The organism is Streptomyces sp. DH-12, from assembly GCF_002899455.1.
Taxonomy (GTDB): Bacteria; Actinomycetota; Actinomycetes; order Streptomycetales; family Streptomycetaceae; genus Streptomyces.
Genome location: NZ_PPFB01000001.1, coordinates 6,555,844 through 6,581,044, shown reverse-complemented (window position 1 = coordinate 6,581,044; position 25,201 = coordinate 6,555,844). Strand labels below are relative to the sequence as shown.

Sequence of the window (25,201 nt, the reverse complement as noted above, 5' to 3'; positions counted from 1 at the left end):
GGCCGTCACGCCGCCGGGCCGGGTTCCCCGGTGTGGCGCGGGGCGGGCACCTCGGGCCGCAGCCGGGCGAGCAGGCGCCGGCGTTCCTCCGCGAACGCCGGGTCGGCCTGGTAGTCGGAGTGGCCGAGGATCGGCGCGGGCAGCGGATGGTCCGCGGTGCGGCCGTAGGCGAGGGGGTCCTTCAGCGGCGGGCGGTCCACGTCGGGTCCGCCGTCCCCGGGCAGCCGCACGGGGCCGCCGATGGGGTCGGTGCGCCGGTACAGGTTGCGCCAGCAGTCGACCTCCCGGTGCAGGGAGCCGAGCGCGTCCGGGCCGAAGTGCGCGGGGAACCAGCGGCCGTACAGCCGCTCCAGCGGGGAGCCGTAGGTGAGCAGGGCGACGCGCCGGCGGGCGGACGGCGGGAGCTGCCAGGCCGCCGCGGCGGCGAGCACGCTGCCCTGGGAGTGCCCGGAGAGCACCAGCCGTCCGCCGGTGGCGCGGGTCCAGGTGGCGATCCGCCAGGTCAGGTCGGGCACCGCGCGCTCGGCGTAGCAGGGCGGCGCGAAGGGGTGCGCGGCGCGCGGCCAGAAGGTGCCGACGTCCCACAGGATCCCTATGGTGCGGCGGGCGGAGGCGTCCTTGTAGGCGCGGCGGCCCCAGGTGACGAGGAGGACGAAGCCGAGGCCGATCAGCCAGGAGCCGAGGGCCTGCGCGGTCTGCGCGGCGCCGTGCACCACGGGGTGGGCGCCGCGCGCCGCCTCGCCGGGCGTCCTCCCGGTGGCCATCGCGCCGGCGAGGGCTCCGGCGCCCAGCAGCAGGGTGGCGGCGGAGGTGACGGCGAGGATGCGCGGCCCGCGGTCGGTGAGGGCGGCCATGGCGCGCACCGACGCGATGCGGCGGGTGCGGCCGGGGTCGGCCGTCTCGGCCGGGTACTCGTCCTCCACGACGGCACGCTCGGCCCGTGCGAGGTGCCAGGCGCGGCGGGCGAGCCAGCCGCACATGACGAGGAACAGCACGAGCAGCGGGGGGATGACGGACGCCTGCCAGGTGAGCAGGACCGGCGGGCCGGGGAGGGAGGCGCGGGTGCCGTCCAGCCAGTCGGACATCCGCTGCGAGACGCCGCCGGACATCACCCCGCCGAGGGCGCAGGCGAGCATGGCGACCGCCGGTCCGGCCAGCCCGCGCAGCGCGGCGCGCCGGTCGGGGTCGGTGCGGTGCAGGGTGTGGGCGACGCCGGCGAGGACGATCACCAGCAGGCCCTGCGCGAGGGTGAGGGCTCCGAAGGTGACGTTGCCCGGCAGCCGGTCCGCGGACTGCCAGCCGGGGCGTTCCCATCCGGCGTACAGCGCGCTGAGGACGAGCAGGGCGAGGGCGGCGAGGGGCAGTGCGCGCACCAGCGGGCGGTCCGCCTCGTCGTCGAGGCGGCGTTCGCTGCGGCCGCGGCGGCAGACCACCCACACCACCGCGCAGGCCCCGGCGGCCAGCGCCGCCTCCAGCGTCACGCCCAGGACGGCGAGGGCGGCGGGACCGCCCGGCTCGCGGTCGTACCGGGCGGCGGCGGAGCCGACGGCGGCGGCGACCGTCAGCAGCGCGGCGGCGGTGTGCGCGGCGCGCAGCCGGGCGCCCAGCCGGCGGCCGTACCAGAAGCCGGGCCGGTTGAGCGCGGTCGGGCCGGTGTCCTCCTCCGGCGCGGACGCGCCGGCCATCGGCTGCTGCGACTCGTACGCGCTCCAGGTGCGCAGGGACAGGAACCACAGCAGGCCGGTGAGGGCGGCGGGCACCAGGGCGGCGAGGGCGAGCCGGCGGCCCGGGGCGCTCCACCAGCCGCCGTCGGCCGACATGAAGCCGAGCCAGGAGTGCCGGTCCGCGCAGGCGGGCGTGCCCGCGCACTGCCAGGCGGTCAGGTCGAGGGCGACCTCGCAGGCGGCGGCGACGAGCAGCACGGTGAGGCTGAGGCCGGTCAGCCGCACCAGCAGCCCGTACAGCCGGACCGTGCGGCGGCGACCGTGGGCGCTGGGGCGCATCCAGTGGGCGAGGTTGACCACCATGAAGGGCAGGAGCAGCAGCCACAGGGCGCGGGTGCCGTTGCCGGAGGTGAGGTTGCACCAGACGTACGCCTCGGGGACCGGTCCGTCGCGGCGGACGGCGGGGTCCCGCTCGGCGTCGGCGTCGTCGGCGCGGCGGAACACGGCGGCGACGTCGTCGCCGGTGACGCGGACCGTGCGCGGGTCGTCGAGCATCCGCTCCGGGGTGGTGCCGCCCACCCCGTGCACCAGGAGCTCCAGGGCGGTCCCGGACCCGGCGGGCCCCCCGGCGGCCGGCGCTCCGCCGTCCTCGGCCGGTCTGTGCTGCTGCGCGTTCTCCACCACGTCGCCTCCCCCGTGACGCCCCGTCGGCCCTGTCCGTGCGGGACAGGATCTCCCGTATCCGGACGGTGCGCATCTGTCGTCACATGACTTCCCCGGTCCGTGTGACGCGCACGCATCACAGGGGTGACCATAAGCGTCATGTACGCGACGAGCCACCGGTGACGCCGCCCGGGGCCCGGCATGGGAGGATGGGACGTCCGCGCACCGGTGCCGGGAGGATGCCGCCCGACGCCGTGGACGTGCGGGCGGGTGTCGGACGGCTGTGCGGCGAAAGGACCGGAGCGTACGTGAGCGAGAATCAGAACCTGCTCGCCGAGCAGCGGCGCGCCCTGATCCTCGACGAGGTCCGGCGGCGGGGCGGGGTCCGGGTCAACGAGCTGACCCGCAGGCTCGGCGTGTCGGACATGACGGTCCGCCGCGACCTCGACGCGCTGGCCCGGCAGGGCGTTCTGGAGAAGGTGCACGGCGGCGCGGTCCCGGTGGCCGAGGCGAGCACGCACGAGCCGGGGTTCGAGGCCAAGTCCGGTCTGGAGCCGACCGCCAAGGAGGACATCGCGCGCGCGGCGGCCGAGCTGGTGCCGCCGGGCGCGGCGATCGCGCTGTCCGGCGGCACGACGACGTTCGCGCTGGCTCACCGGCTGACCGAGGTCCCCGATCTCACGGTGGTCACCAACTCGGTGCGGGTGGCCGACGTCTTCCACGCGGCGCAGCGCTCCTCGGGCAGCCGGCAGGGAGCGGCCACGGTCGTCCTGACCGGCGGGGTGCGCACCCCGTCCGACTCTCTGGTGGGCCCGGTGGCCGACCAGGCGATCGCGGCCCTCCACTTCGACCTGCTGTTCCTCGGCGTGCACGGGATATCGGCCGAGGCGGGGCTCTCGACGCCGAACCTCGCGGAGGCGGAGACCAACCGGCGGCTGGTGCAGTCCGCCCGGCGGGTCGTCGTGGTCGCCGACCACACCAAGTGGGGCACCGTCGGCCTGAGTTCGTTCGCCTCGCTGGAGCAGGTGGACACGCTGGTCACGGACTCCGGACTGTCCGCCGAGGCCCGCGCGGAGGTGTCCGAGCATCTGCGGCGGCTGGTGGTGGCCGGCGAGTCCGAGGAACACCCGGACGAGCCGGCGGAGGCCGGCGACGCCTGACCGGGCGCCGCTCCGTCCGCCGTCCGTGTGCCGCACGTCGCGTGATCCTTCAGGGAGTCGGGCCGACGGCCCGCCGTCTGCGCCCCGTGGGGCAGGAGTTCGCCTCGGTCGCGCCCGTGTGCCTGGTCTTCGAGCGGGAGATCACCGCGGCTCCCCCGGCGGTGTACGACACGCTCGCGCGGGACGTCACCGGCTGGCCCGCGTGGTTCCGCCCGGTCACCCTGGCCCGTCCGCTGGACGGCGGCGCGGGCCGGGAGATCCGGCTCGCGGGCGGGGCCCGGTTCCGCGAGACGGTCCTCGCGGCCGAGGGCCCCGGGGTGTACGCCTACCGCGTCGACGTGACCCATGTGCCGGGCGCCCGCGCGCCGGCCGAGGAGTGGCGGCTGCGGCCGGCCGGGACGGGCACGCGGGTGCGCTGGACGACGGCGGCCGACGGCGTCACGCCGTTCCGACTGGCGCTGAAGGCGGCCCGCCCGGGTCTCGCGGCGGGCTTCCACGACGCCATGACCTCACTGGACCGCCGGCTCGCGGGACAGCCCCTCGGGCCACACTCCGGTGCGCAGCAGGGAGTCGATCGCCGCCGCGTACGGCGTCACGTCCAGGCCCTGCTCGGCCAGCCAGGCGTCGGAGTAGTACTTGTCCAGGTAGCGGTCGCCCGGGTCGCACAGCAGCGTGACCACGCTGCCCCGCCTGCCCTCCGCGGCCATCTCCGCCACGATCTTCAGCGCGCTCCACAGCCCGGTGCCGGTGGAGCCGCCCGCCTTGCGGCCGATGACGCGCTCCAGGGCCCGCACGGCGGCGACGGCGGCCGCGTCGGGCACCTTCATCATCCGGTCGACGGCGCCGGGCACGAAGCTCGGCTCCATGCGGGGGCGGCCGATGCCCTCGATGCGGGAGGCCCTGTCGCAGGAGACGTCCGGGTCGCCGGTCGTCCAGCCCTGGAAGAAGCAGGAGTTCTCCGGGTCGGCGACGCAGACGCGGGTGTCGTACTGCATGTAGTGGACGTAGCGGGCGAGGGTCGCGGAGGTGCCGCCGGTGCCGGCGGTGGCGACGATCCACTCCGGTTGCGGGAACCGCTCCATCCGCAGCTGACGGAAGATCGACTCGGCGATGTTGTTGTTGCCGCGCCAGTCCGTGGCCCGTTCCGCGTAGGTGAACTGGTCCATGTAATGGCCGCCGGTCTCCGCCGCCAGCGCGGCGGACGCCTCGTACATCGTGCGGGGGTCGTCCACGAAGTGGCACCGGCCGCCGTGGAACTCGATCAGACGGCACTTCTCGGCGCTCGTCGTGCGTGGCATGACCGCGATGAAGGGCACGCCGATCAGCTTCGCGAAGTACGCCTCCGACACGGCCGTGGAACCGCTGGACGCCTCGATGACCGGGCGGCCCGGCCGGATCCAGCCGTTGCACAGGCCGTACAGGAACAGGGAGCGGGCCAGCCGGTGTTTGAGGCTGCCGGTGGGGTGGGTGGACTCGTCCTTCAGGTAGAGGTCGATGCCCCACCGCTCGGGCAGCGGGAAGAGCAGCAGATGGGTGTCGGCCGAACGGTTGGCGTCGGCCTGCACCCGGCGCACGGCCTCTTTCAGCCAGGCCCGGTAGGCGGGGTCGCTGCGGTCGACGTCGAGGGTGGCGCCGGTCAGGGTCTGTTGGGGAGTGCTCACGAGTGGGCTCCTTACACTGAGCGCCGACGGCGTCCAGCGCGGCCGACACTCCGATCATAAGCACCCCTCACACCACCTCTCACCTGCATAAACACATCTTTGACGGCCTGAAAGGCAGGGCTGGGGACCCGGGGGCGCGCGGGTGGGGGCGCATTGGCGCGAGTGCCCCCCGCGCCCCCGGACGGCGGGGTTCGGGCTCTGGTGCTCGGCGGCGCGTGCGGGCAGACTGCACCGGCGGGAGCAGAGGCACACTGGTTCCGGACAGCGGCCGGTTCGCGCGGCGCGGTCCGGACCACCGACGCGCACAGAGGGGGCGGGTGGCAATGGCGGAGCCGGAGTTCGAGGCCACGGGCGTGCGGATCGGCCGGCGGCTGCGGTCGCTCACCCGGGCCGGACGGGTCCGGATCAGCGACGGGCGGCTGGAGTTGCTCACCAGCTACGGCACCGAGATAGACAGCGCGCCGGTGCAGGCCGTACGGGCCACCCGGCCGTGGTTCGCGTCCGACGGCCGGGCGTTGGCCGACCTCAACGGCCACCGGTATCTGCTGACCCTCGGGGACCAGGACCCGGCGCCCGGGGAGCCGGGCCCGCCGGCGGCCCGGCGTTTCGTCGAGGCCGTCCGCCGGGCGGCGGGGCGCGACGCCTGAGATGTCCGCGAGTTGCGCCGCCTCATCCGCTGGGTCACGCTGTTCTCACGTCACTCTGGGTTTACCGGCGATAACGCTGCGAACCAGCCCGCCGGCCACGACAGCAGGCGGCAGCGTCACGCAGACGCCCTGCTGGATCCGTACTCCGTGTTCTTCCGGACCTCACGTCGGGGAGTCGCAGCCGTGATCAGTCATCCGAGCAGGCACTGCACGGTGGAGCTCCAAGCCCTGCCGTCGCGGATCGGCCAGGTCCGCAGAATCGTATCTGCGCAGTTGCGCTACTGGCATATGGATCCCCTGATAGACCGGGCCTCGCTCGGTGTGACGGAGCTGTTGTCCAACGTCCACCGGCACGCGCAGCCCGACAAGACGTGCACCGTGGAGATGGAGCTGCTCCTCGACCGGCTCAAGGTGTCGGTGCACGACCACGATCCGCGGCTGCCGGCCGTCGCGGACGCCGGACCGCTCGCCACCTGTGGCCGCGGCCTGGCGATGGTGGCCGCCATGAGCGAGAGCTGGGGCGTGCTGCCGGACGGCGAGTCGGGCAAGGCCGTGTGGTTCACCCTGCCGACGCCCGCGGCCGCCGGACCGGTGGCCTGGGACCGGCGTCCGGACCTCACGGCCGCCGCACCGGACCGGCCACGGTTCACGGAGGTCGCACTCGTCGACCACGTGTCCGGGGCCCACCGGCCCGAACCCGCTCCCGCCCGGTCCGCCGTCCCCGGCTGACCGGGCGGTGACACGACGGGCGCCGCCGAGGACAGCGGTGTCCGGCGGACCTCCCGTCCGCCGGACACCGCTGCCGCGGACCGCCGGCGGACGCGGACGAGGGCGTCCGTGGTGACGGCGGGCCGGCCGCCGGCGCCGGCCACCGCGGTCCTCACGGTGCGCCGGGCGCTCGCCGCCCGGCTCTTCGTCCGGATCGCCTGCCGGCGGCTCGTGGCCGCCGCCCCCAGTCCACCGTGGCGGCCTTGACGCGGTCGACGTACACATACCGCCTGCACACGTACGCCCGGCCCGAACTCGACGCCCGGGAGACCGCCCAGGAGGCCGGGCGGCCGGTGAACGTCCACGTCGGGCTCGCGCCCTTGGAAGCGCTGGAGTACGACGTGCCGCCGAGGCAGCTGGCGGAGCCGCGCGTGCTCCAGCTGCCGGACCGGACCGCCGCGCTCTCCCGGAGGATCACCGGGGTGCGGACGGCCGCCGTCCCGTCGCCCCTCGGCGACACGCCGAGACCCGCCCCGGGAGGGGCCCCGGTCGTCGCGCGGCCGGCGTACCGCCCGGGGAGTACGCGGGCGGTGCGCCGCTTCCGCCGTGGCCCCCGACGCGTACGGCGCGTCCAGGGGCCCCTCGGTCAGCCGGACTGGTCGCTGTCCTTCATCGCGCCCCAGCCGTGCCACCGCTCGACCTCGACCCAGGCGCTGACCCGGCGGCGCTCGCGGTCGGGGTACTCGGAGCCGCCGTAGTGGCGGGAGAGGCGGTCGATGTCGGCGAGGCCCTCGTCGTCGTACATCTCGGCGACGCGGCCCAGAAGGGTGACGTGGGTGTACCAGTCGTCCGCGGCGAGGACGGTGAGGGTGACGCGCGGGTCGCGGCGGAGGTGGCCCAGGCGGACCCGGCCCTCGTCGAAGTTGATCAGCGCGCGGCCGTTCTCCCAGAGGTACCAGGTGGGGGTGGAGACGGGCGCGCCGTCGGAGCGAAGGGTGGCCATCACGCACGGGTTGGGCTTGCGCAGCAGCGCCTCGGCCTCCGGCGGCAGTGGGGGCTTGGACACGTGAACTCCTCGGTGAGTGAAGGGAATCGTGGGGGGGATGGTCATGTGGTGGTCGCCGGTCCGTCGCCGAAGCTGGCGTAGTACGCGGCTGCCATGTCCTCGTCGCCGTGACCCTGGTCCGCCGCCCGCTCCAGGCGGCGGGCGCTCGCGGCGGCGACGTCGAGGCGGACGCCGCCGCGCTCGCCGGCCCGCACGATGAGTGCGGCGTCCTTGGCGGCGGTTCTCACCGCGAACTGAGCCGGGGAGAGCCGCTCCTCGAGGATCAGCTGTGCCTTGGCGTGCAGATAGCCCATGTCGAGCGGTCCGCCGGCGATGAGGTCGAAGAAGGCGTCCGGTGCGACGTCGAGGGCGCGGGCCAGCGCCAGGGTCTCACCGGCGGCGGCGGTGGCCGCGAGCACCCAGCTGTTGGCGACCAGCTTCAGCCGGGTGGCGCCCGCCTCCGCGCCGTCCTCGCCGGTCCACACGGTGCGGGCGCCCACCGCGTCGAACACCGGCGTCACCGTGTCGCGTCCCTCGACGGGACCGGCGGCGAGCACGGTGAGCCGTCCGTCCTCGGCGGGGCCCCGGGTGCCGAGGACCGGGGAGTCGTAGAAGCGCAGGCCGTGGTCGCGGGCGAAGGCGGCCATCCCGGCGACGTCCTCGATGCCGCTGGTGGTGCACTGTGCCCAGGCGGCTCCACGCGGGAGGGCCGGGGCGGCGGCGCGCATGGTCCCCAGGGCGACGGGGCCGTCGTACAGCATGGTGAGGACCACGTCGGCGGACTCCACCGCCTCCTCGGGGGTGCCGGCGACGTGGGCGCCGTCGGCGGCCAGCGGGGCGGCCTTCGCGCGGGTGCGGTTCCAGGCGCGGACGGTGTGCCCGGCCCGGAGGAGGTTGCGGGCCATCGCCGCGCCCATGATGCCCGTGCCCAGGACGCTGACGGTGAGCTTGTCGGTCATGCGGTCGGCCTTCCGTCGGGCGGTCGTCGTCCTTACGCCAGTGCGCCCAGAGGATCGTCCAGCACCGGCTGCCAGGCCAGCTCCGCCGCGCCGACCAGACTGTTGTGGTCCAGCGTGCAGGGGAGGATCGGTACTCCGCCACTGCGACCCCACAGGCTGCGGTCGGCGACGACGGCGCGGAGCCGGTCGGGGTCGGCCTCCAGCAGGGTGCGGTGCAGGCCGCCGAGGATGATCCGGTCGGGGTTGAGGATGTTGACCAGCCCGGCCAGTCCGAGGCCGAGCCGGTCGATGAGCTGTTCGGTGGCGGTGCGCACCTCCGGGTCGTCGTACTGCCCGCGGATCAGGTCGTCGGCCTGCTTCAGCAGGGACATCTCGGGGCCCGGGTCGCGGCCGGCCGCGGTGAGCAGGGCCAGCGGGTCCGCCTCGACGTCGAGACAGCCGCGGCCGCCGCAGTGGCAGGGGCGGCCGTCGGGGTTGACCGCGAGGTGGCCGACCTCCAGGGCGAGGCCCGAACTGCCCGTGTGCAGACGGCCGTCGAGGACCAGCGCACCGCCGACGCCGCGGTGGCCGGTGGCCACGCACAGCAGGTCGCGCGAGCCCCGCCCGGCGCCGTGCCGGTGTTCGGCGAGCGCGGCGAGGTTGACGTCGTTGGCGGCGAAGGCGGGTCCGTCGAGGCCGGCGGCGCGCACCTGCTCGGCGAAGATCTCCCGTACCGGGGCGCCGACGGGCCAGGCCAGGTGCAGCGGGTTCAGGGCCAGCCCCTCCGGTTCGGCGACCGCCGACGGCACGGCGAGCCCTGCGCCCACGCACCGCCGTCCGGTCTCCCGCAACAGCCCGGCGCCGGCCGCGACGACGGAACCGAGGACCTTCGCCGGGTCGGCGTCGACGACCTCGCAGCCGGGCGCGGTGGCGACGATCCGCCCGCCGAGCCCGACCAGGGCGGCACGGAAACCGTCGGCGTGGATCTGCGCGGCGAGCGCCACGGGGCCGTCCTCGGCGACGGACAGCCGGTGCGAGGGGCGTCCCTGGGAGCCGGCGCCGGCGCCGGGCCGGGCGTCCACGCGGATCAGTCCGAGCGCCTCCAGTTCGGCGGCCACCGCGCCGGCCGTGGCGCGGGTGACGCCGAGCTCCGCGGTGAGCACGGCGCGGGTCGGGGCGCGTCCGGTGTGCACCAGCTCCAGCGCGGGTCCGAGCGCCCCGCGCCCCCGGTCCAGCCGCGTCCTCGAGGTGGTCCCTTCCCCCGCCGGCCGGGGGTCCGCCTTCCCGCTCATGGGGGCGAGTCTCCCATGATCCGCAACGCTCGCGGACGACAGGCCGCGTGTCCGCGGGACACCCGTGGGGCGTGCGCGGCGCGCGCCCCGGCGGCTCCGCCCGTCCGCCGCGCCGGGCCGGACCGGGGCTCGGTTAGCCTGGCCGCACGATGAACGACCGTATGACGACTCCCTGGGGCGAGCCGGAGCTGGCCCGCTTCCCCGAGGACCCGCGGAACAGGCTGCGCGCCTGGGACGCCTCCGACGCGTATCTCCTCAGGCATCTCGCCGGCCGGCAGCCGCCGCCGTCCGGCACGGTCGTGGTCGTCGGCGACCGGTGGGGCGCACTGGTCACGGCGCTCGCCGCGCACCGGCCGACGCAGATCACCGACTCCTGGCTCGGCCAGGAGGCCACCCGTGCCAACCTCGCCCGCAACGGCGTCGAGCCCGGCACGGTCCGGCTGCTGACCACGCAGGACGCCCCGCCGGAGCGGATCGACGTACTGCTGGTGCGGGTGCCCAAGAGCCTGGCGCTGCTGGAGGACCAGTTGCTGCGGCTGGCGCCGTCGGTGCACGCGGACACGGTCGTGGTCGGCACGGGCATGGTGAAGGAGATCCACACCTCGACGCTGAAGCTGTTCGAGCGGATCCTCGGCCCGACCCGCACCTCCCTGGCGGAGAAGAAGGCGCGGCTGATCTTCTGCACGCCGGACCCCTCGCTGGTCCGCCCGCCGAACCCGTGGCCGTACCGCTACACGCTCCCCGCGGACGTCGGGCCGGTGTCGGGCCGGACGGTCGTCAACCACGCCGGGGTCTTCTGCGCGGACCGGCTCGACATCGGCACCCGTTTCTTCCTGCGCCACCTGCCCGCCGGGCGGGGCGGCGGCCGGGTGGTGGACCTGGGCTGCGGCAACGGCGTCGTGGGGACGGCGATGGCGCTGGCCGACCCGAAGGCCGAGGTGCTGTTCGTGGACGAGTCCTTCCAGGCGGTCGCGTCGGCGCAGGACACCTACCGGGCGAACGAGGTGAGCGGGCAGGCCGAGTTCCGGGTCGGCGACGGCCTGACGGGCGTCCCGGCGGGCAGCGTCGACCTGGTGCTGAACAACCCGCCCTTCCACTCCCACCAGGCCACCACCGACGCCACGGCCTGGCGCATGTTCACCGGCGCCCGCCGCACCCTGCGCCCGGGCGGCGAGCTGTGGGTGGTCGGCAACCGGCACCTCGGCTACCACGTGAAGCTGCGCCGCCTGTTCGGCAACAGCGAGGTGGTGGCGTCGGACCCGAAGTTCGTGATCCTCAGGGCCGTACGACGGTAGGCCCCGGCCGGTGCGCCGCTCGTCGGAAGGCCGGTCCCGCTCCCCCTGCCTAAGCTGGCAGGGGGAGCACGCGCGCCGGCCGAGGAGGCTGCGATGGACGGGACGACGGACCGGCCGGGCGACGGCTCCGGCGCCCGGCGGTACATGCCCATCGCCGATCACGGGCTGATCGGCGATCTGCGCAGCGTGGCACTGGTGGCGACGGACGGCACCATCGACTGGTACTGCGCGCCGCGCTTCGACGCGCCGAGCGTGTTCGCCGCGCTGCTGGACGCCGGGCGGGGCGGCTGCTTCGAGCTGGCGGCGGCCGTGCCGGCCCGCACCAGGCAGTTCTACTTCCCCGACACGAACGTGCTGATCACCCGCTACTTCACCGAGGACGGCGTCGGCGAGGTGCAGGACTTCATGCCCGTGTCGGGCGAGTCCGCGGAGGAGGACCGGCACCGGCTGATCCGTCGGGTGCTGTGCGTGCGCGGTTCGCTGCCGTTCCGCGCGCTGGTGGCGCCGCGGTTCGGCTACGCGGCGCTGCCGCACACGCTGCGCGTCACCGGGGACGTGGCCGTCTTCGCGTCCGAGGCGCTGGATCTGGCGCTCACCGCCACCGTCCCGCTGGAGCAGGACGGACTCGACGTACGGGCGGACTTCAAGCTGGCCGAGGGTGAGACGGCCGTGTTCGCGCTGGACCGGGTCGGCGACGGGCTGGCGCCGCGCGGGTGCGCCCACGCGGAGGCCGAGCGGGAGTTCGCCGCGACGGTGCGCTACTGGCGGGACTGGTTGTCCGCCTCCCACTACCGGGGCCGCTGGCGGGAGATGGTGCACCGCTCGGCCCTCACCCTGAAGCTGCTGACGTACGCGCCCACCGGGGCGATCGTCGCCGCGCCGACGACGAGCCTGCCGGAGGAGTTCGGCGGTGAACGCAACTGGGACTACCGGTACATGTGGGTGCGCGACGCGGCGTTCTGCGTCTACGCCATGCTGCGGCTGGGCTTCACGGAGGAGGCGGAGGCGTTCATGGCGTTCGTCTCCCGGCACATCAGCCCCGGCGACGGCAAGCCCTCGGGCCCGCTCCAGATCATGTACGGCATCGACGGCCGCACCGACCTGTCCGAGCAGACCCTCGACCACCTGGAGGGCCACCGCGGCTCACGGCCGGTCCGGGTCGGCAACGCGGCGGCCGACCAGCTCCAACTGGACGTCTACGGCGCCCTGATCGACTCGATCTACCTCTACGACAAGTGGGCCGAGCCGATCTCCAGCGAGCAGTGGGACCACGTGACGGCGCTGGTCGACTGGGTGTGCGGCAACTGGGACCAGCCCGACGAGGGCATCTGGGAGACGCGCGGCGGCCGGAAGGACTTCCTGTACTCACGGCTGATGTGCTGGGTGGCGATCGAGCGCGGCGTCCGCATGGCCCGCCGCCGCGGCCTGCCCGCCGACCTGCCGCGCTGGACGGAGTGCCGGGACGCGATCTACCGGCGGATCATGACCGCCTGCTGGTCGAAGGAGCTGCGGGCGTTCGTCCAGCACGAGGGCGGTGAGGTGCTGGACGCCGCGCTGCTGATGATGCCGATGGCGAAGTTCATCGCGCCGAAGGACCCCAAGTGGCTGTCCACGCTGGACTGTCTGACCCGTGAGCTGGTCTCCGACTCGCTGGTCTACCGCTACGACCCGCACGTGAGCCCCGACGGCCTGCACGGCGAGGAGGGCACCTTCTCCATCTGCTCGTTCTGGTACGTCGAGGCCCTCACCCGCGCCGGCCGCCTCGACGAAGCCCGTCTGGCCTTCGAGAAGATGCTCACCTACGGCAACCACCTCGGCCTCTACGCCGAGGAGATCGGCCACACCGGGAACCAACAGGGCAACTTCCCGCAGGCCTTCACCCATCTCGCCCTGATCAGCGCGGCGTACAACCTGGACCGGGCGCTGGGCTGACCCTCAGTGGCCGTGACCGTCGGAGTGCTCGGGCGGCTCCGTGTGGCCGGGTGAAGCGGGCTTCCCCGGCGCGGCCTTTCCGGCCTCCACGGTGAAGGCGGCCGTGCGGACGGCTCCGTCGTGCTTGAAGTCCAGGAAGAGGCGGTAGCTGCCGCTGCTGGGCGCCGTGGCGGTGAAGGAGACGTGCGGTCCGGGCTCGGTGGTGCCGTCGCCCGGTTCGCCCCCGGGGTGGACGTGCAGGTAGGCGAGGTCTCCGGCGCGCAGGGCGACCAGGTGGCCGTAGGCGCCCAGGTAGGGCTGGAGGTCGGTGACCGGCTCGCCGTCGCGGGTGACGGTCAGGCGCAGCTCGCTCGCCCGGCCGGGCGTCAGCGTCCCGGTCAGCTTCACGTCGTAGCCGTCGACGCGGGCCGTGGCGGAGGGCCGCGGCAGCTCGCGGGGACTGTAGGGGCCGGAGGCGGCCAGGTCCGCGCCGAGGGTGAGGTTCTCCGCGCCCGGCCGGTCGGGGGTGAAGTCGGCGAACACCCGGTAGCCGCCGGCGCGGGGCAGGTCGACGGGGGTGCTCCAGGTGCCGTCGGCGGCGCGCTCGGGGTGGAGGTGGCGGTAGGTCACCAGGTCGCGGGAGGCCACGACGAGGTGCAGTTCCTTGTCGTGCTCCCGTCGGTACTCGGTGACGGGCTCACCGTCGGCGTCCCGCACGGTGAGGCGCAGTTCGGCCCGCTCGCCGGCCGTCACGGCCGGGGTGTCCAGGTCGAGGGTGTAGCCGCCCTCGGAGATCTGCAGCCCGCCGGGCGCGTGGGCGGCCCCGCCGTGCTCGTCCTCCCCCGGCGGATGCTTCTCCCCGTGCGCCTGGGGACGGTCCGCGACGACCGGGTCGAAGGTCTGGCCGACCCCGTAGGCGGTGCCGAAGGCGGCCGCCAGCGCGGCGGCGAACGCGGTGATCCTCAGTCCGGTCTTCATGGCCGTCTCTCCCGTGGAAACAGCGGCCCGCACCCCGTCACGAGCCGATCGATACAGCTCACGATACCCCTAGGGGGTACTGAGTCAAGTCGGTGAGCGCCAGGCATGGCGTACCCGGAGGGGGTATGCGGCCGACCCTCTCGTGCGAACCCCGCCCCGTGTCCGCGAGGGACCGGGGACGACCGTCCGGGCGACCAGACCGACACCGCGGTTCGCGGCGGCCGGCTCGCGCGAAGCGACGACCGCGGGCGCGGCCACGGTGTTCTCCTCGGTGTTCGCGATGGGCGACTCCCTGCGGCTGCGGGCGTTCCAGGCGGCCCGGACCGTCCACGGGCGGGGCGGGCGATCCCGTCGCACGGACCATGCGTACCGTGGGCACCCCGTGCATCCCGCCTCACGGTGCGGGTACACCACCAGACGATGTCACCGCGGGAGAGAAAGATGAGCGAGCCGCCCACCACCGACCGGAACGACGCCCGTCCGCTCACCGGACCCGTGCCGCCCGCCGACGGACTGCGCAGGGTCGCCTCCGCCGTGCTGAGCGATCTCAGAGCGGTGGACGGTGCGCTGTACGCGGCGGTCGCCGCGACCCCGACGCCGACGCTCGACCGCGCGCTGCGCCGGCTCTCCCACACGGCCGACCACTCCAAGATCTCCTTCGCCATCGCCGGCGCGCTGGCCCTGGCCGGCTCCCGCCCGCGCCGGGCGGCGCTCGCCGGGGTCGGCGCCGTGGCCGTGGCGTCCGCGTCGGCGAACCTGCTGGGCAAGCGGCTGGTCCGGCGGAACCGCCCGGACCGGGAGGCGGCGCGGGTGACGGTGGACCGGCATGTGCCGATGCCGACGTCGGCGTCGTTCCCCTCCGGGCACACGGCGTCGGCGGTCGCCTTCGCGACGGCGGTGGGGACGGTGCTGCCCGCCGCGTCGGTGCCGTTGGGGGCGCTGGCGGGGGCGGTGGGGTATTCCCGCATCCATACGGGGGTGCACTATCCGGGGGATGTGGCGGCGGGGGCGGTGCTGGGGGTCGCGTCCGCGGCCACCGCGTTGGCGGTCGCCTCGGCCCGGTTCCCGGCGTCCTACCCGCGGTGGCCGCGGCGCGGCTGACACTTCGAAGGCATCGGGCGCCCTCGGGCGGGCCCTCAGCGGCCGTGTCCTCGGCGCGGGGCGCGTCGGGCGGGCCGCACGGCGGGGTTCATCCGCACCCGGCGCGGGGCGGGCCGGGGGTGGTCAGCCTCCCGGCGTGCCCCACGCGCGCCCCCACGGCGTCCCGGTGCGCGTGTCCCACGCGCGCCCCCGCGGCGTCACGCCCTCCCCGCCCCGCTCCACGCCTCCCCGAGCCCTCCGTGCATCGCTTCGTGGAACGGGTCACCGGGACCGATCTCGCCGGCCCGCACGGCCCGCCCCGTGAACGCCGCCTTGTACAGCGCCGCGGCGAACTCCAGCGTGTCCCGCGCCTCCCGCCCGCTCCCGGGCGGCCGTGCCCCGGCGTCCAGCGCATCCAGCACGGACCCCATCTGCGCCGTATGCGAACTGGGCACGTCCTCCCCCACCTCACGCCACGCGGCGACCCGCTCCTCCGCCACGTGCGGCGCGGGCGTATACACCCAGTCCCCGTTCGCATGCCCGTACAGATGCGTGAGCTCGACCGTCGCATCCGCGCAGTCGACCCGCACCCGGCTCACCTCGTCCGGCGACAGCACGCTGTTGACGACGGTCGCCGACGCCCCGCTCCGGAAACGCGTCAACGCCGTCGAGACGTCCTCGCTCTCGGTGGCGTGCACCAGCCTCGCCGCCATCGCCTGCACTTCCTCCCACTCCCCGAGCAGATGCAGCAGCAGGTCGTACTGATGGATCCCGTGCCCCACGGTCGGCCCGCCGCCCTCGGTGGCCCACCGCCCGCGCCAGGGCACGGAGCAGTACGCGGCGTCCCGGTGCCAGGTGGTCTGGCAATGCGCGACCAACGGGGCGCCCAGCTCCCCACCCCGTATCAGCTCCCGTGCGTGCACAGCGCCGCTGCCGTACCGGTGCTGGAAGATCACAGACGCGTAGGCCCCGGACGCGGCCTCCGCAGCCGCGATCTCGTCGTACTCGGCGAGCGACAGACACAACGGCTTCTCGCACAGCACCCAGGCCCCCGCCTTCAGCGCGGCCACGGTCTGCTCGCGGTGCAGCGACGGCGGCGTGCCGATGAGCACGAGATCCGGCCGTACGGCGTCCAGCATCGCCTCCGTCGAGGTGAACCCGGCGACCCGCTCCCCGGCCTCCGCGCGGAAGGCGCCGAGCCGGCCGGGGTCGACGTCGACGGCGGCGACGAGTTCGACGCGGTCGGCGTGGGCCTCCAGCGCGGGCAGATGTCCGCCGCTGACGTCGGCGCCGGTGCCGACGACGGCCACCCGGCGGCGGACGGAGGACGGGGTCATACGGCGCTCCTCGGCGGGAAGGGCACGCGACAGCGCGGGAGGGAAGAGGGGAAAGCGCTTTCTGACGCCCGACCCTAGGCCCCGCTCCCCCGGGGGACGACCCCGCGCCGCCCGGCGGCCACCCCGCTCGCCCCGGAGGCGACTCCACGCCCTCCGGCGTCGGCCTCGCCCCCCGCCCCCACGAACCACCGGTACCGCCGCTCAGGCCGCCCGGTCGCCCCGTACCGCAACGACACCTCGGCCGCGCCCACCGCGTGGAAGTGCTCCAGATACCGCCGCGCGCTGACCCGGGACACCCCCGTGAGCCTCGCGCACTCGCTCGCCGACAGGCTCCCCTCCGCCTCCCTCAACGTCCGTTCGACCAGCCCGGCGGTCTCCGCGCTCATCCCCTTGGGCAGCGCGGACGCGACGGGCATCGCCGCCCCCGCCAGCACCCGGTCGACGTCCGCCTGCCCGCGCACCACCGTGTCGCGCAGCAGCCCCCGCTGCACCGCGTACCGCTCCAGCCGCCCCCGCAGGTCCTCGAAGTCGAAGGGCTTGAGGAGGTAGTCGACGACGCCGTGCCGTACCGCGCCGCGCACCGCGTCCGTCTCGCGCGCGGCGCTGACGACCATGACGTCGCAGTCGTGCCCGGCGGTCCGCAGCCGGGGGATGACATCGAGCCCGAACACGTCGGGCAGATACAGATCGAGCAGGACCAGATCGGGACGCAGCTCCTCGACAGCACGCAGAGCCTGCTCCCCGCTGCCGGCGACGCCCACCACCCGGAAGGCGTCGACGCGCTCGACGTACGCCCGGTGCACCCGCGCCACCCGGAAGTCGTCGTCCACCACGAGCACCCCGACGGTGTCGGCCGCTCCCTCCCCGTCTCGCATACCGCCATCATGACCCCCGCTCCCGACCAGGCAAAGAGCGCTGCGGAAGACCTGCGGGAGACCTGCACGACCACGCCCGTCCCGCTGACACAACGACCACAACCTCCATTGCTTCCGTAACCGCGACAGTCCGCCCCCGCCCAGGCACCATGTGGCCCGCGTCACCCTCCCCTCCCCGGGTCACGCGCCTTTGGACAACACACGTCAGAATCCGACCGACAGGTGGTGGCATTCGTGCGTCTGCGCACACCCCTCGCCCTGCTCGGCGCCGCCCTGCTCGTCCTCGTGGGCCCACCGCTGCTCACGACCGGCAGCGGCGCCGAGAGCGGCACGCACATCCCGGGCCTGCGCCTCATGGTTCCCAACACGCCCGGCGGCGGCTACGACATCACCGCCCGCACGGCCGCGAGGAACGCGGAGGACGCCGGACTCACCGGCTCCGTCGAGGTGTTCAACCTGCCCGGCGCCGGCGGCACGGTCGGTCTCACCCACCTGGTGAACGAGCGCGGCAACGGCAAGCTGGCCATGTCGATGGGCCTGGGTGTGGTCGGCGCCGTCCGCTCCAACCACGCGCCGCGCACCCTCGCGGACACCACCCCCATCGCCCGGCTCACCGAGGAGCAGGACGTGGTGGTGGTCGCGAAGGACTCCCCGTACCGGACCATCGGCGATCTCGTCGAAGCCTGGAGGGCCGCTCCCGGCCGACTTCCCGTGGGCGGCGGTTCGTCCCCCGGCGGCCCGGACCACCTGGCGCCGATGATGATGGCGCAGGCCGCCGGGATCGCCCCGAAGGACGTCAACTACATCCCCTTCGACGGCGGAGGCGAACTGCTCGCCTCGATCCTCGGGCGCAAGGTCGCCTTCGGCGTCTCCGGGGTCGGCGAGTACCGCGACCAGATCGAGGCGGGCGAGCTGCGCCTGCTCGCGGTGACCGGTCCGGAGCGGGTGCCGGGCCTCGACGCGCCCACGCTCAAGGAGTCGGGCTACGACGTGGAGTTCACCAACTGGCGGGGCGTCGTCGCCCCGCCCGGCCTCACCGACGCCGAACGCGACAAGCTCGTCCGGCTGCTGGAGGCCCTGCACGACTCGGAGGAGTGGCAGGAGTCCATGAAGCGCAACGGCTGGGACGACGCGTTCCTGACCGGCGACGAGTTCGGCGCCTTCCTGGCCGCCGAGGACGAACGCGTGGTCTCGGTACTGAAGGAGCTCGGCCTGTGACCACCGACGGCACCACACCGGCGCCTACGCCGGCACCCACACCTGCACCCACGCCGACGCCTGAGCCGACGCCGAGCACGACTGCCCGCTCCTGGCTCCGCGACCACTCCGAACTGGGCGTCAGCGTCCTGCTCCTCGCCCTCGGCGGGCTCGTCCTCGCCGACGCCCTCACCATGGACGTCGACCTCACCCAGCGCGGCCCGGTCGGGCCGAAGACGGTTCCCGTCGTCGTCGGCGCCGCCCTGCTCCTCGTCGCCGCCCTCCTCGCCGTGGACGTGCTGCGCGGCGGCCGGGGCCAGGCGGAGACGGGCGAGGACGTCGACCTGACCGAACCGGCCGACTGGCGCACGGTCCTGCTGCTCTCCGGCGTGTTCCTCGGCTCCGCCGTCCTCATCGAACCGCTCGGCTTCCCCGCCGCGGGGGCCCTGCTGTTCTGGGGCGCCGCCTACGCGCTCGGCAGCCGCAGGGCGGACCGCGACCCGCTGATCGCGGCGGTGCTCTCGCTGGTCGCTTACGCCCTGTTCGACAAGCTGCTCGGAGTGCCGCTGCCCGGCGGTCCACTGATGGGAGTGCTGTGACATGGACACCCTCAACTCCCTGCTGGACGGCTTCGGCACGGCCCTCACGCCGCTCAACCTGCTGTGGGCCGCGGTGGGCGTGCTGCTCGGCACGGCGATCGGCGTGCTGCCGGGCATCGGCCCGGCGATGGCGGTGGCCCTGCTGCTGCCGGTGACGTACGGGCTCGACCCGACCGGCGCGTTCATCATGTTCGCCGGCATCTACTACGGCGCGATGTTCGGCGGTTCGACGACCTCGATCCTGCTGAACACGCCCGGGGAGAGCGCCGCCGTGGTCGCCGCGATGGAGGGCAACCCGATGGCGAAGTCGGGGCGGGGCGCCCAGGCCCTCGCGGCCGCCGCCGTCGGCCACTTCGCGGGCGGCATGGTGGGCACGCTGCTGCTGGTCGCGCTCGCGCCGACGGTCGCCGCCCTGGCGGTGGACATCGGCGCACCGGACTACTTCGCCATCATGGTGCTGGCGTTCATCGCCGTGACGTCGGTCCTCGGCTCGTCGCGCATCCGGGGCCTGGCCTCGCTCCTGATCGGTCTGACGATCGGCCTGGTGGGCCTGGACCGGATGACCGGGCAGCAGCGGCTGACCTTCGGTTCGCTGCACCTCGCCGACGGTGTGGACGTGGTGATCGTCGCGGTGGGGCTGTTCGCGATCGGCGAGGCGCTGTGGGTGGCCGCCCATCTGCGGCGCCGGCCGCCGGACCCGATCCCGGTGGGCCGGCCGTGGCTGGGCCGCGCGGATCTGCGGCGCACCTGGAAGTCCTGGGTGCGCGGCCCGTTCATCGGCTTCCCGTTCGGCGCGATCCCGGCGGGCGGCGCGGAGATCCCGACGTTCCTGTCGTACGTGACGGAGAAGCGGCTGTCGAAGCACAAGGACGAGTGGGGCAAGGGCGCCATCGAGGGTGTGGCAGGACCGGAGTCGGCCGCGTCCGCCTCGGCGGCGGGCACGCTGGTGTCGATGCTGACGCTGGGCCTGCCGACCACGGCGGTGGCGGCGGTGATGCTGGCAGCCTTCCAGCAGTACGGCATCCAGCCGGGCCCGCTGCTCTTCGAGCGTGAACCCGACCTGGTGTGGGGCCTGATCGCCTCGCTGTTCGTCGGCATGGTGCTGCTGCTGGCCCTCAACCTGCCGCTCGCACCGCTGTGGGCGAAGCTGCTGCGGATCCCGCGGCCGTACCTGTACGCCGGCATCATGTTCTTCGCGGCGGTGGGCGCGTACGCGGTCGGCGGCGAGGTGGTCGACCTGGTGCTGCTGCTGGTCATCGGCCTGATCGGGTTCGGCATGCGGCGCTACGGGCTGCCGGTGCTGCCCGCCGTCATCGGCGTCATCCTCGGCCCGGCCGCCGAGCAGCAGCTGCGCCGAGCCCTGCAGATCAGCGACGGCAGCGTCACCGGTCTGGTGAACACGCCGTTCTCCGTGACCGTCTACGCGGTCGTGGTGCTCCTGCTCGCCTGGCCGTTGATCCGCAGGGCGCTGCCCCGCCGCCGTACGACGGCACCTGACCGAAGCGCCTGAGCCGTCGAACGGCGGTCGAACTCGCCGGCGTCGGGCCGGGACTCCCATGGCGTCCCGGCCCGACGCCCCGTCTCCCCCGCAGGTCACGCGCCGGATCCGCGCCGCACCTCTTGACGCGTAACCGACAACGGTGGCTTCATGTCCCGCATGGGAGCGCTCCCACCTCCACTCCGGGAAGGGGACACCATGCGCGACACCCGCCTCCTGCGCTTATCACGCTCATCCACACGGTCACTGCTCGGCCTGCTGGCCGCCCTGCTCCTCCCGCTCGGCCTGCTCGCTCCGGCCGCGGCGGCCGCCTCCCCCTCGGGCGGGAGCCGAGCCGCCGCTCCGGTGCGGATCATGCCGCTCGGCGACTCCATCACCGGCTCACCGGGGTGCTGGCGCGCCCTGCTGTGGAACCGGCTCCAGGACGCCGGCCACACCGGCATCGACTTCGTCGGCACCCTGCCCCCGCAGGGCTGCGGGATCGCGCACGACGGCGACAACGAGGGCCACGGCGGGGAACTGGTCACCCATGTCGCCGACCGGGGCCTGCTGCCGGCCCGGCTGGCCGCCACCCGGCCGGACATCGTTGTCATGCACTTCGGCACGAACGACGTCTGGAGCGGCGTCGCCCCCGACCGCGTCCTCGCCGCCTACACCACGCTGCTGGCGCAGATGCGGGAGTCCAACCCGGACATGCGCGTCCTGGTCGCCCAGCTGATCCCCATGAACCCCGCCACGTGCGCCGCCTGCGCGCAGCGGGTGGTCGACCTGAACGCCCGTATCCCCGCCTGGGCCGCCGCCGCCGGCACCAGCCGCTCGCCGGTGGTCGTGGTGGACCAGTGGACGGGCTTCGACACGGCCACCGACACCTACGACGGCGTGCACCCCGACGCGACCGGGGACGAGAAGATCGCCGCCCGCTGGTTCCCCGCCCTCGCCGCGCAGTTGGACGGCGTTCCGGGCGGCCCCGAGGACCCGGACGACCCCGGTGACCCGGATGACCCCGCCCCCACCTGCACGGCGTCGTTCCGGTCCGTCTCCGTCTGGCAGGGCGGCTACCAGGCCGAGGTGACCGTACGGAACACCTCCGCCGCGCCCGTCCGGGGCTGGACGGTGACGCTGCGGTCGGCCGACGGCGCCCGGGTCACCCAGGTCTGGAACGGCGCCCTGACGACGACCGCCGACGGCACGGCCACCGTCGCCGACGCGGGCTGGAACGGCGCTCTGGCCCCCGGCGCGAGCACGGCGTTCGGGATCATCGCCACCACCACGGCGGCGTCGGCCTCCCCCGCCGCCACCGCCGACTGCCCGGCCTCGCCCGTCACCTGACTCCGGCTCACCGCCGACGCGGAAACCTCCCTCACCCACCTCTCCCCTGGAGCCGCCATGAGAACCACCGACCGCACCGTCCCCCGGGCCGCCGCGCTCCTCGCGGCGCTCGCGGGGCTGCTCCTGACGCTGCTCGTCCCGACCACCCCGGCCCACGCGGCGCCCACCGGGTTCCGGGTGGAGAACGGACGGCTTCTCGAGGCGTCCGGCAACGACTTCGTGATGCGCGGCGTCAACCACGCCCACACCTGGTACGCCGACCGGCTCGACGCGCTGGGCCACATCAAGGCCAAGGGCGCCAACACCGTGCGCGTGGTGTTGTCCAGCGGCGACCGGTGGACCCGGAACGACACCGCCGACGTGGCGAACGTCGTCGCGCAGTGCAAGCGGAACCGGCTGATCTGTGTCCTGGAGGTGCACGACACCACCGGTTACGGCGAGCAGAGCGGAGCGGTGACGCTGTCCCGCGCCGCCGACTACTGGATCGAGGTCCGGGACGCGCTCGTCGGCCAGGAGGACCACGTCATCGTCAACATCGGCAACGAGCCGCACGGCAACACCGACTACACGCGCTGGACCGCCGACACCAAGGCGGCGGTCCAGAAGCTGCGGGCGGCCGGGTTCGACCACACGCTGATGGTCGACGCCCCCAACTGGGGCCAGGACTGGGCGTTCACCATGCGCGACAACGCCGCCTCGGTGCTCGCCGCCGACCCGGACGCCAACACGGTGTTCTCCATCCACATGTACGGCGTCTTCGACACCGCCGCCGAGGTGAGCGACTACCTGGGCCGCTTCGTCGCCGCGAGACTGCCCATCGTGGTGGGTGAGTTCGGACACGACCACTCCGACGGCAACCCGGACGAGGACGCCATCCTGTCGGTCACCCGGCAGCTCGGCATCGGCTACCTGGGCTGGTCGTGGAGCGGCAACGGCGGCGGGGTCGAGTACCTGGACATGGTCGAGAACTTCGACCCGGACCGGATGACCGGCTGGGGACAGCGCCTCTTCGACGGCCCGGACGGCATCGCGGCCACGTCCGAGGAGGCCGCGGTCTACCGGGACGGCCCGGGCGAGGACACCACGGCGCCGACCGCCCCGGGCGCGCCCGCGGCCTCGGCGGTGAGCTCCTCCTCCGTGACCCTCACCTGGGGCGCCGCCACCGACGCGGTCGGGGTGACCGGTTACGACGTCGTGCGGGTCACCGGCGGCCAGGAGACCGTGGTCGCCTCGGCGACCGGCACCACGGCCACCGTCACCGGTCTCGCGCCGGACACGGCGTACACCTTCGCCGTCTACGCCCGGGACGCGGCCGGCAACCGCTCGGCGCGCTCCGCGGCGGTGACCGTCACCACCACGTCCGGTCCGGCGACGGGCTCCTGCGCGGTCGCGTACCGGGTGACGGGCGAGTGGCCCGGCGGTTTCCAGGGCGAGGTCACCGTGCGCAACACCGGGAGCACGGCGGTCGAGGGGTGGACGCTGCGCTGGACCTTCCCGGCCGGCCAGCGGATCACCAACCTGTGGGGCGGGGCGGTGACGCAGAGCGGTGCGGAGGTGAGCGTCGCGGCGGCCCCGTACACCGCGACGATCCCGCCGTCGGCTTCGGTCTCGCTGGGCTTCACCGGCACGCGGTCCGGGACGAACACGAACCCCACGGCGTTCCTGCTGAACGGCGCGGAGTGCTCCGCGGCGTGACAGAGCCGGCTGCCCGGAGGGTCCCTCCCCTTCCGGGCAGCCGTTCTTCGTGCGGGGCCGCCGTGCTCGGGTGCGTCGTCCTCACACGAGGCGGGCGAAGACCACCAGGTTCTCGGTGTAGTCCTTGGCGGCGCGGTCGTAGGCGCCGGCACAGGTGATGAGCCGGACCTGCGCGTCGGGGGTGTCGGCGTAGACCCGCTCGTCGGGGAAGGCGTCCTTGTCGAAGGACTCCGCCTCGTCGACGACGAACGTGGCCCTGGTGCCGTCGGCGCGCTGCACCCGGAAGCGGTCGCCCTTCTCCAGCTCGCTGAGCCGCGCGAAAACGGCGGCGGAGGTCTTGGTGTCCACGTGCCCGGCGATGATCGCGGTACCCGGTTCGCCCGGGGAGACGCCCTTGGCGTACCAGCCGACGAGGTTGGTGTCGTCCGCGGGGGGCGGTTCGAGCTGTCCCTTGCTGTCGAGGTCGAGCGCGGTGAAGGGAGCGTCGACGCCGATGGAGGGGATGACCAGCCGGGTCGGCGCGGAGCGCGGCAGGTGCTTGGCGGCGGACTGCTCACCGGGCGACGCCGACGTGGTGGCGGCCCCGCCCTCGGCCGGCCCGGCGGACGTGCCGGCCGAGGGCGCCGTGGAGACCGCGCGGGTGGTGTGCGGTCCGTGGGCGTCGTCGGGCGGGTCCCCGCCGCCGCCCATCAGCGTGGTGGCCAGCAGCAGACCGGCCCCGCCCCAGAAGACCGCGGTCATGACGGAGCGCACCCTGCGCCTCGTCGGGGACGCCTGGTCGGGTTCTACGGGAGTGGGGGGACTGGCCGGCATCGGGGGGACCACCTCATTCGGGTGCGGCGGGGGGTGCTTCAGGGAGGACTCGGGAGGGAGCGGGCGGGGCCGTCGTGACGCGCGGGGCGCCGGGGACGGCCCCGGCCGCTATGACCCCGGGCATGGCTCAGGCCATGTCCCCGGAGACCTTCTTGCGGCGCAGCGCGTAGGCGCCGGTGCCGAGGACCGCGAGCGCGGCCAGGCCGCCCGCCGTGACGCCGGGCTCCGAGGCGAGACCGCCGCCGCCGGTGTGCACGCCGCCGCGAGGCTTCTCGTGCTTCCCCTCCTTGTCCTGCTTGCCGCTCCAGGAGTCCTCGCTCTGCGAGTCCTCCTTCTTGTCCTTGTAGGTCTCGGGGTCGTACTTCGGGTCCTTGGCGGTGCCCCAGTCGTCCTCGTTCACCGCGGACAGGGCGCCGCCGCCCGTGTGGACGCCACCGCGCGGCTTGTCGTGCTTGCCGGCCTCGTCGTGCTTGCTCTCCTCGCCGTACTTGCCGCCCTCGTCGTGCTTGCTCTCCTCGTCGTACTTACCGCCCTCGTCCTGCTTGCTCTCCTCGTCCTGCTTGCTTTCCTCGTCGTGCTCCTTGCTGTAGGAAGACTTGTCGTGGCCGCCGTCGTCACCGTGGTCGGCGTAGGCCGCGGGCGCGGCGATGGCGAGGGCCGCCGTGGCCGTCGCGGCGGCGAGCACCATGCGGGCAGAGCGCATCTGAAGAGTCCTTCCACTGGAGGCCGGGCAGCTGACTCCACGCCAGCACGGATCTCCCGGGCTCCGGCGTGATCCACGCTCAGCCATGTCGCGCGCCCCCACCATCCGGGACG

21 protein-coding genes and 1 pseudogene are annotated in these 25,201 nt (G+C 74.4%); 12 read left to right on the top strand and 10 right to left on the bottom strand.

The genetic code is table 11. The annotated features are described in order from the left end of the window. Positions 1-5: 5 nt before the first annotated feature. Positions 6-2,345, bottom strand: a complete 2,340-nt coding sequence (locus C1708_RS28785) for a hypothetical protein (protein WP_198602758.1) — start codon at positions 2,343-2,345, stop codon at positions 6-8. A gap of 290 nt (positions 2,346-2,635) precedes the next feature. Between C1708_RS28785 and C1708_RS28780 the strand changes: the two genes are divergently transcribed. Together C1708_RS28780 and C1708_RS28775 are read left to right on the top strand one after the other, a co-directional pair. Beyond that, entirely contained in the window at positions 2,636-3,487 is an 852-nt protein-coding gene (locus C1708_RS28780; RefSeq protein WP_106416529.1) for a DeoR/GlpR family DNA-binding transcription regulator, read from the top strand. A gap of 44 nt (positions 3,488-3,531) precedes the next feature. Beyond that, positions 3,532-4,014: pseudogene (locus C1708_RS28775) on the top strand (SRPBCC family protein); the annotation flags it as partial. On the opposite strand, the gene C1708_RS28770 reads toward C1708_RS28775, so the two are convergent. Next, the gene (locus C1708_RS28770) at positions 3,997-5,148 is read right to left on the bottom strand and encodes a PLP-dependent cysteine synthase family protein (RefSeq protein ID WP_106415425.1); all 1,152 of its coding nucleotides are present in this window, start codon (positions 5,146-5,148) and stop codon (positions 3,997-3,999) included. The pseudogene C1708_RS28775 and the gene C1708_RS28770 sit on opposite strands and share 18 nt — an antisense overlap. 323 nt (positions 5,149-5,471) lie before the next feature. On the opposite strand from C1708_RS28770, the gene C1708_RS28765 reads away from it, so the two are divergent. Both C1708_RS28765 and C1708_RS28760 read left to right on the top strand, forming a co-directional pair. Beyond that, positions 5,472-5,795, top strand: coding sequence for a hypothetical protein (locus C1708_RS28765; RefSeq protein WP_106415424.1), 324 nt, complete (start codon positions 5,472-5,474; stop codon positions 5,793-5,795). Between the two features lie 183 nt (positions 5,796-5,978). Next, positions 5,979-6,524, top strand: a complete 546-nt coding sequence (locus C1708_RS28760) for an ATP-binding protein (protein ID WP_198602622.1) — start codon at positions 5,979-5,981, stop codon at positions 6,522-6,524. Positions 6,525-7,149: 625 nt separating this feature from the next. Here the strand turns inward: C1708_RS28760 and C1708_RS28755 are convergent. From C1708_RS28755 to C1708_RS28745, 3 genes are read right to left on the bottom strand one after another with little or no spacing between them, the layout of a single operon-like run. After that, positions 7,150-7,569, bottom strand: coding sequence for a PPOX class F420-dependent oxidoreductase (locus C1708_RS28755; protein ID WP_198602621.1), 420 nt, complete (start codon positions 7,567-7,569; stop codon positions 7,150-7,152). A gap of 41 nt (positions 7,570-7,610) precedes the next feature. Beyond that, entirely contained in the window at positions 7,611-8,507 is an 897-nt protein-coding gene (locus C1708_RS28750; RefSeq protein ID WP_106415422.1) for an NAD(P)-dependent oxidoreductase, read from the bottom strand. Positions 8,508-8,539: 32 nt separating this feature from the next. Then, positions 8,540-9,778, bottom strand: a complete 1,239-nt coding sequence (locus tag C1708_RS28745; RefSeq protein WP_106415421.1) for an ROK family protein — start codon at positions 9,776-9,778, stop codon at positions 8,540-8,542. Positions 9,779-9,939: 161 nt separating this feature from the next. Here C1708_RS28745 and C1708_RS28740 point away from each other — a divergent pair, with 161 nt between their 5' ends. Both C1708_RS28740 and C1708_RS28735 read left to right on the top strand, forming a co-directional pair. Continuing rightward, positions 9,940-11,073, top strand: coding sequence for a methyltransferase (locus tag C1708_RS28740; protein ID WP_106415420.1), 1,134 nt, complete (start codon positions 9,940-9,942; stop codon positions 11,071-11,073). 93 nt (positions 11,074-11,166) lie between these two features. Beyond that, complete coding sequence (locus C1708_RS28735; protein WP_106415419.1) at positions 11,167-13,005, top strand: glycoside hydrolase family 15 protein; 1,839 nt, start codon at positions 11,167-11,169, stop codon at positions 13,003-13,005. A gap of 3 nt (positions 13,006-13,008) precedes the next feature. Here C1708_RS28735 and C1708_RS28730 read toward each other — a convergent pair whose 3' ends face one another. Beyond that, complete coding sequence (locus C1708_RS28730; protein WP_106415418.1) at positions 13,009-13,962, bottom strand: DUF8832 domain-containing protein; 954 nt, start codon at positions 13,960-13,962, stop codon at positions 13,009-13,011. A 441-nt stretch (positions 13,963-14,403) separates the two neighbouring features. On the opposite strand from C1708_RS28730, the gene C1708_RS28725 reads away from it, so the two are divergent. Further along, the gene (locus C1708_RS28725; protein WP_106415417.1) at positions 14,404-15,063 is read left to right on the top strand and encodes a phosphatase PAP2 family protein; all 660 of its coding nucleotides are present in this window, start codon (positions 14,404-14,406) and stop codon (positions 15,061-15,063) included. 197 nt (positions 15,064-15,260) lie between these two features. Here C1708_RS28725 and C1708_RS28720 read toward each other — a convergent pair whose 3' ends face one another. Then, positions 15,261-16,379 (bottom strand): Gfo/Idh/MocA family protein, encoded by a 1,119-nt coding sequence (locus tag C1708_RS28720; protein WP_106415416.1) that lies wholly within the window; start codon positions 16,377-16,379, stop codon positions 15,261-15,263. Between the two features lie 74 nt (positions 16,380-16,453). Next, the gene (locus tag C1708_RS28715; RefSeq protein WP_241911343.1) at positions 16,454-17,254 is read right to left on the bottom strand and encodes a response regulator; all 801 of its coding nucleotides are present in this window, start codon (positions 17,252-17,254) and stop codon (positions 16,454-16,456) included. Positions 17,255-17,488: 234 nt separating this feature from the next. Between C1708_RS28715 and C1708_RS28710 the strand changes: the two genes are divergently transcribed. The 5 genes from C1708_RS28710 (at position 17,489) to C1708_RS28690 (ending at position 23,572) form a co-directional block, all read left to right on the top strand. After that, positions 17,489-18,472 (top strand): Bug family tripartite tricarboxylate transporter substrate binding protein, encoded by a 984-nt coding sequence (locus C1708_RS28710; RefSeq protein ID WP_198602757.1) that lies wholly within the window; start codon positions 17,489-17,491, stop codon positions 18,470-18,472. Further along, positions 18,469-19,050, top strand: coding sequence for a tripartite tricarboxylate transporter TctB family protein (locus C1708_RS28705; protein WP_106415414.1), 582 nt, complete (start codon positions 18,469-18,471; stop codon positions 19,048-19,050). Before C1708_RS28710 ends, C1708_RS28705 begins: the two co-directional genes overlap by 4 nt. Before the next feature lies 1 nt (position 19,051). Next, complete coding sequence (locus tag C1708_RS28700; RefSeq protein ID WP_106415413.1) at positions 19,052-20,560, top strand: tripartite tricarboxylate transporter permease; 1,509 nt, start codon at positions 19,052-19,054, stop codon at positions 20,558-20,560. A gap of 186 nt (positions 20,561-20,746) precedes the next feature. Continuing rightward, positions 20,747-21,877 (top strand): cellulose binding domain-containing protein, encoded by a 1,131-nt coding sequence (locus C1708_RS28695; protein WP_106415412.1) that lies wholly within the window; start codon positions 20,747-20,749, stop codon positions 21,875-21,877. A 57-nt stretch (positions 21,878-21,934) separates the two neighbouring features. Further along, positions 21,935-23,572: a cellulase family glycosylhydrolase gene (locus tag C1708_RS28690; RefSeq protein WP_106415411.1), complete on the top strand. Its 1,638-nt coding sequence runs from the start codon at positions 21,935-21,937 to the stop codon at positions 23,570-23,572. An 81-nt stretch (positions 23,573-23,653) separates the two neighbouring features. Here the strand turns inward: C1708_RS28690 and C1708_RS28685 are convergent, their stop codons facing one another. Both C1708_RS28685 and C1708_RS28680 read right to left on the bottom strand, forming a co-directional pair. After that, positions 23,654-24,385 (bottom strand): class F sortase, encoded by a 732-nt coding sequence (locus tag C1708_RS28685; RefSeq protein WP_198602620.1) that lies wholly within the window; start codon positions 24,383-24,385, stop codon positions 23,654-23,656. 127 nt (positions 24,386-24,512) lie between these two features. Further along, entirely contained in the window at positions 24,513-25,088 is a 576-nt protein-coding gene (locus C1708_RS28680; protein ID WP_106415410.1) for a hypothetical protein, read from the bottom strand. Between the last annotated feature and the right edge of the window lie 113 nt (positions 25,089-25,201).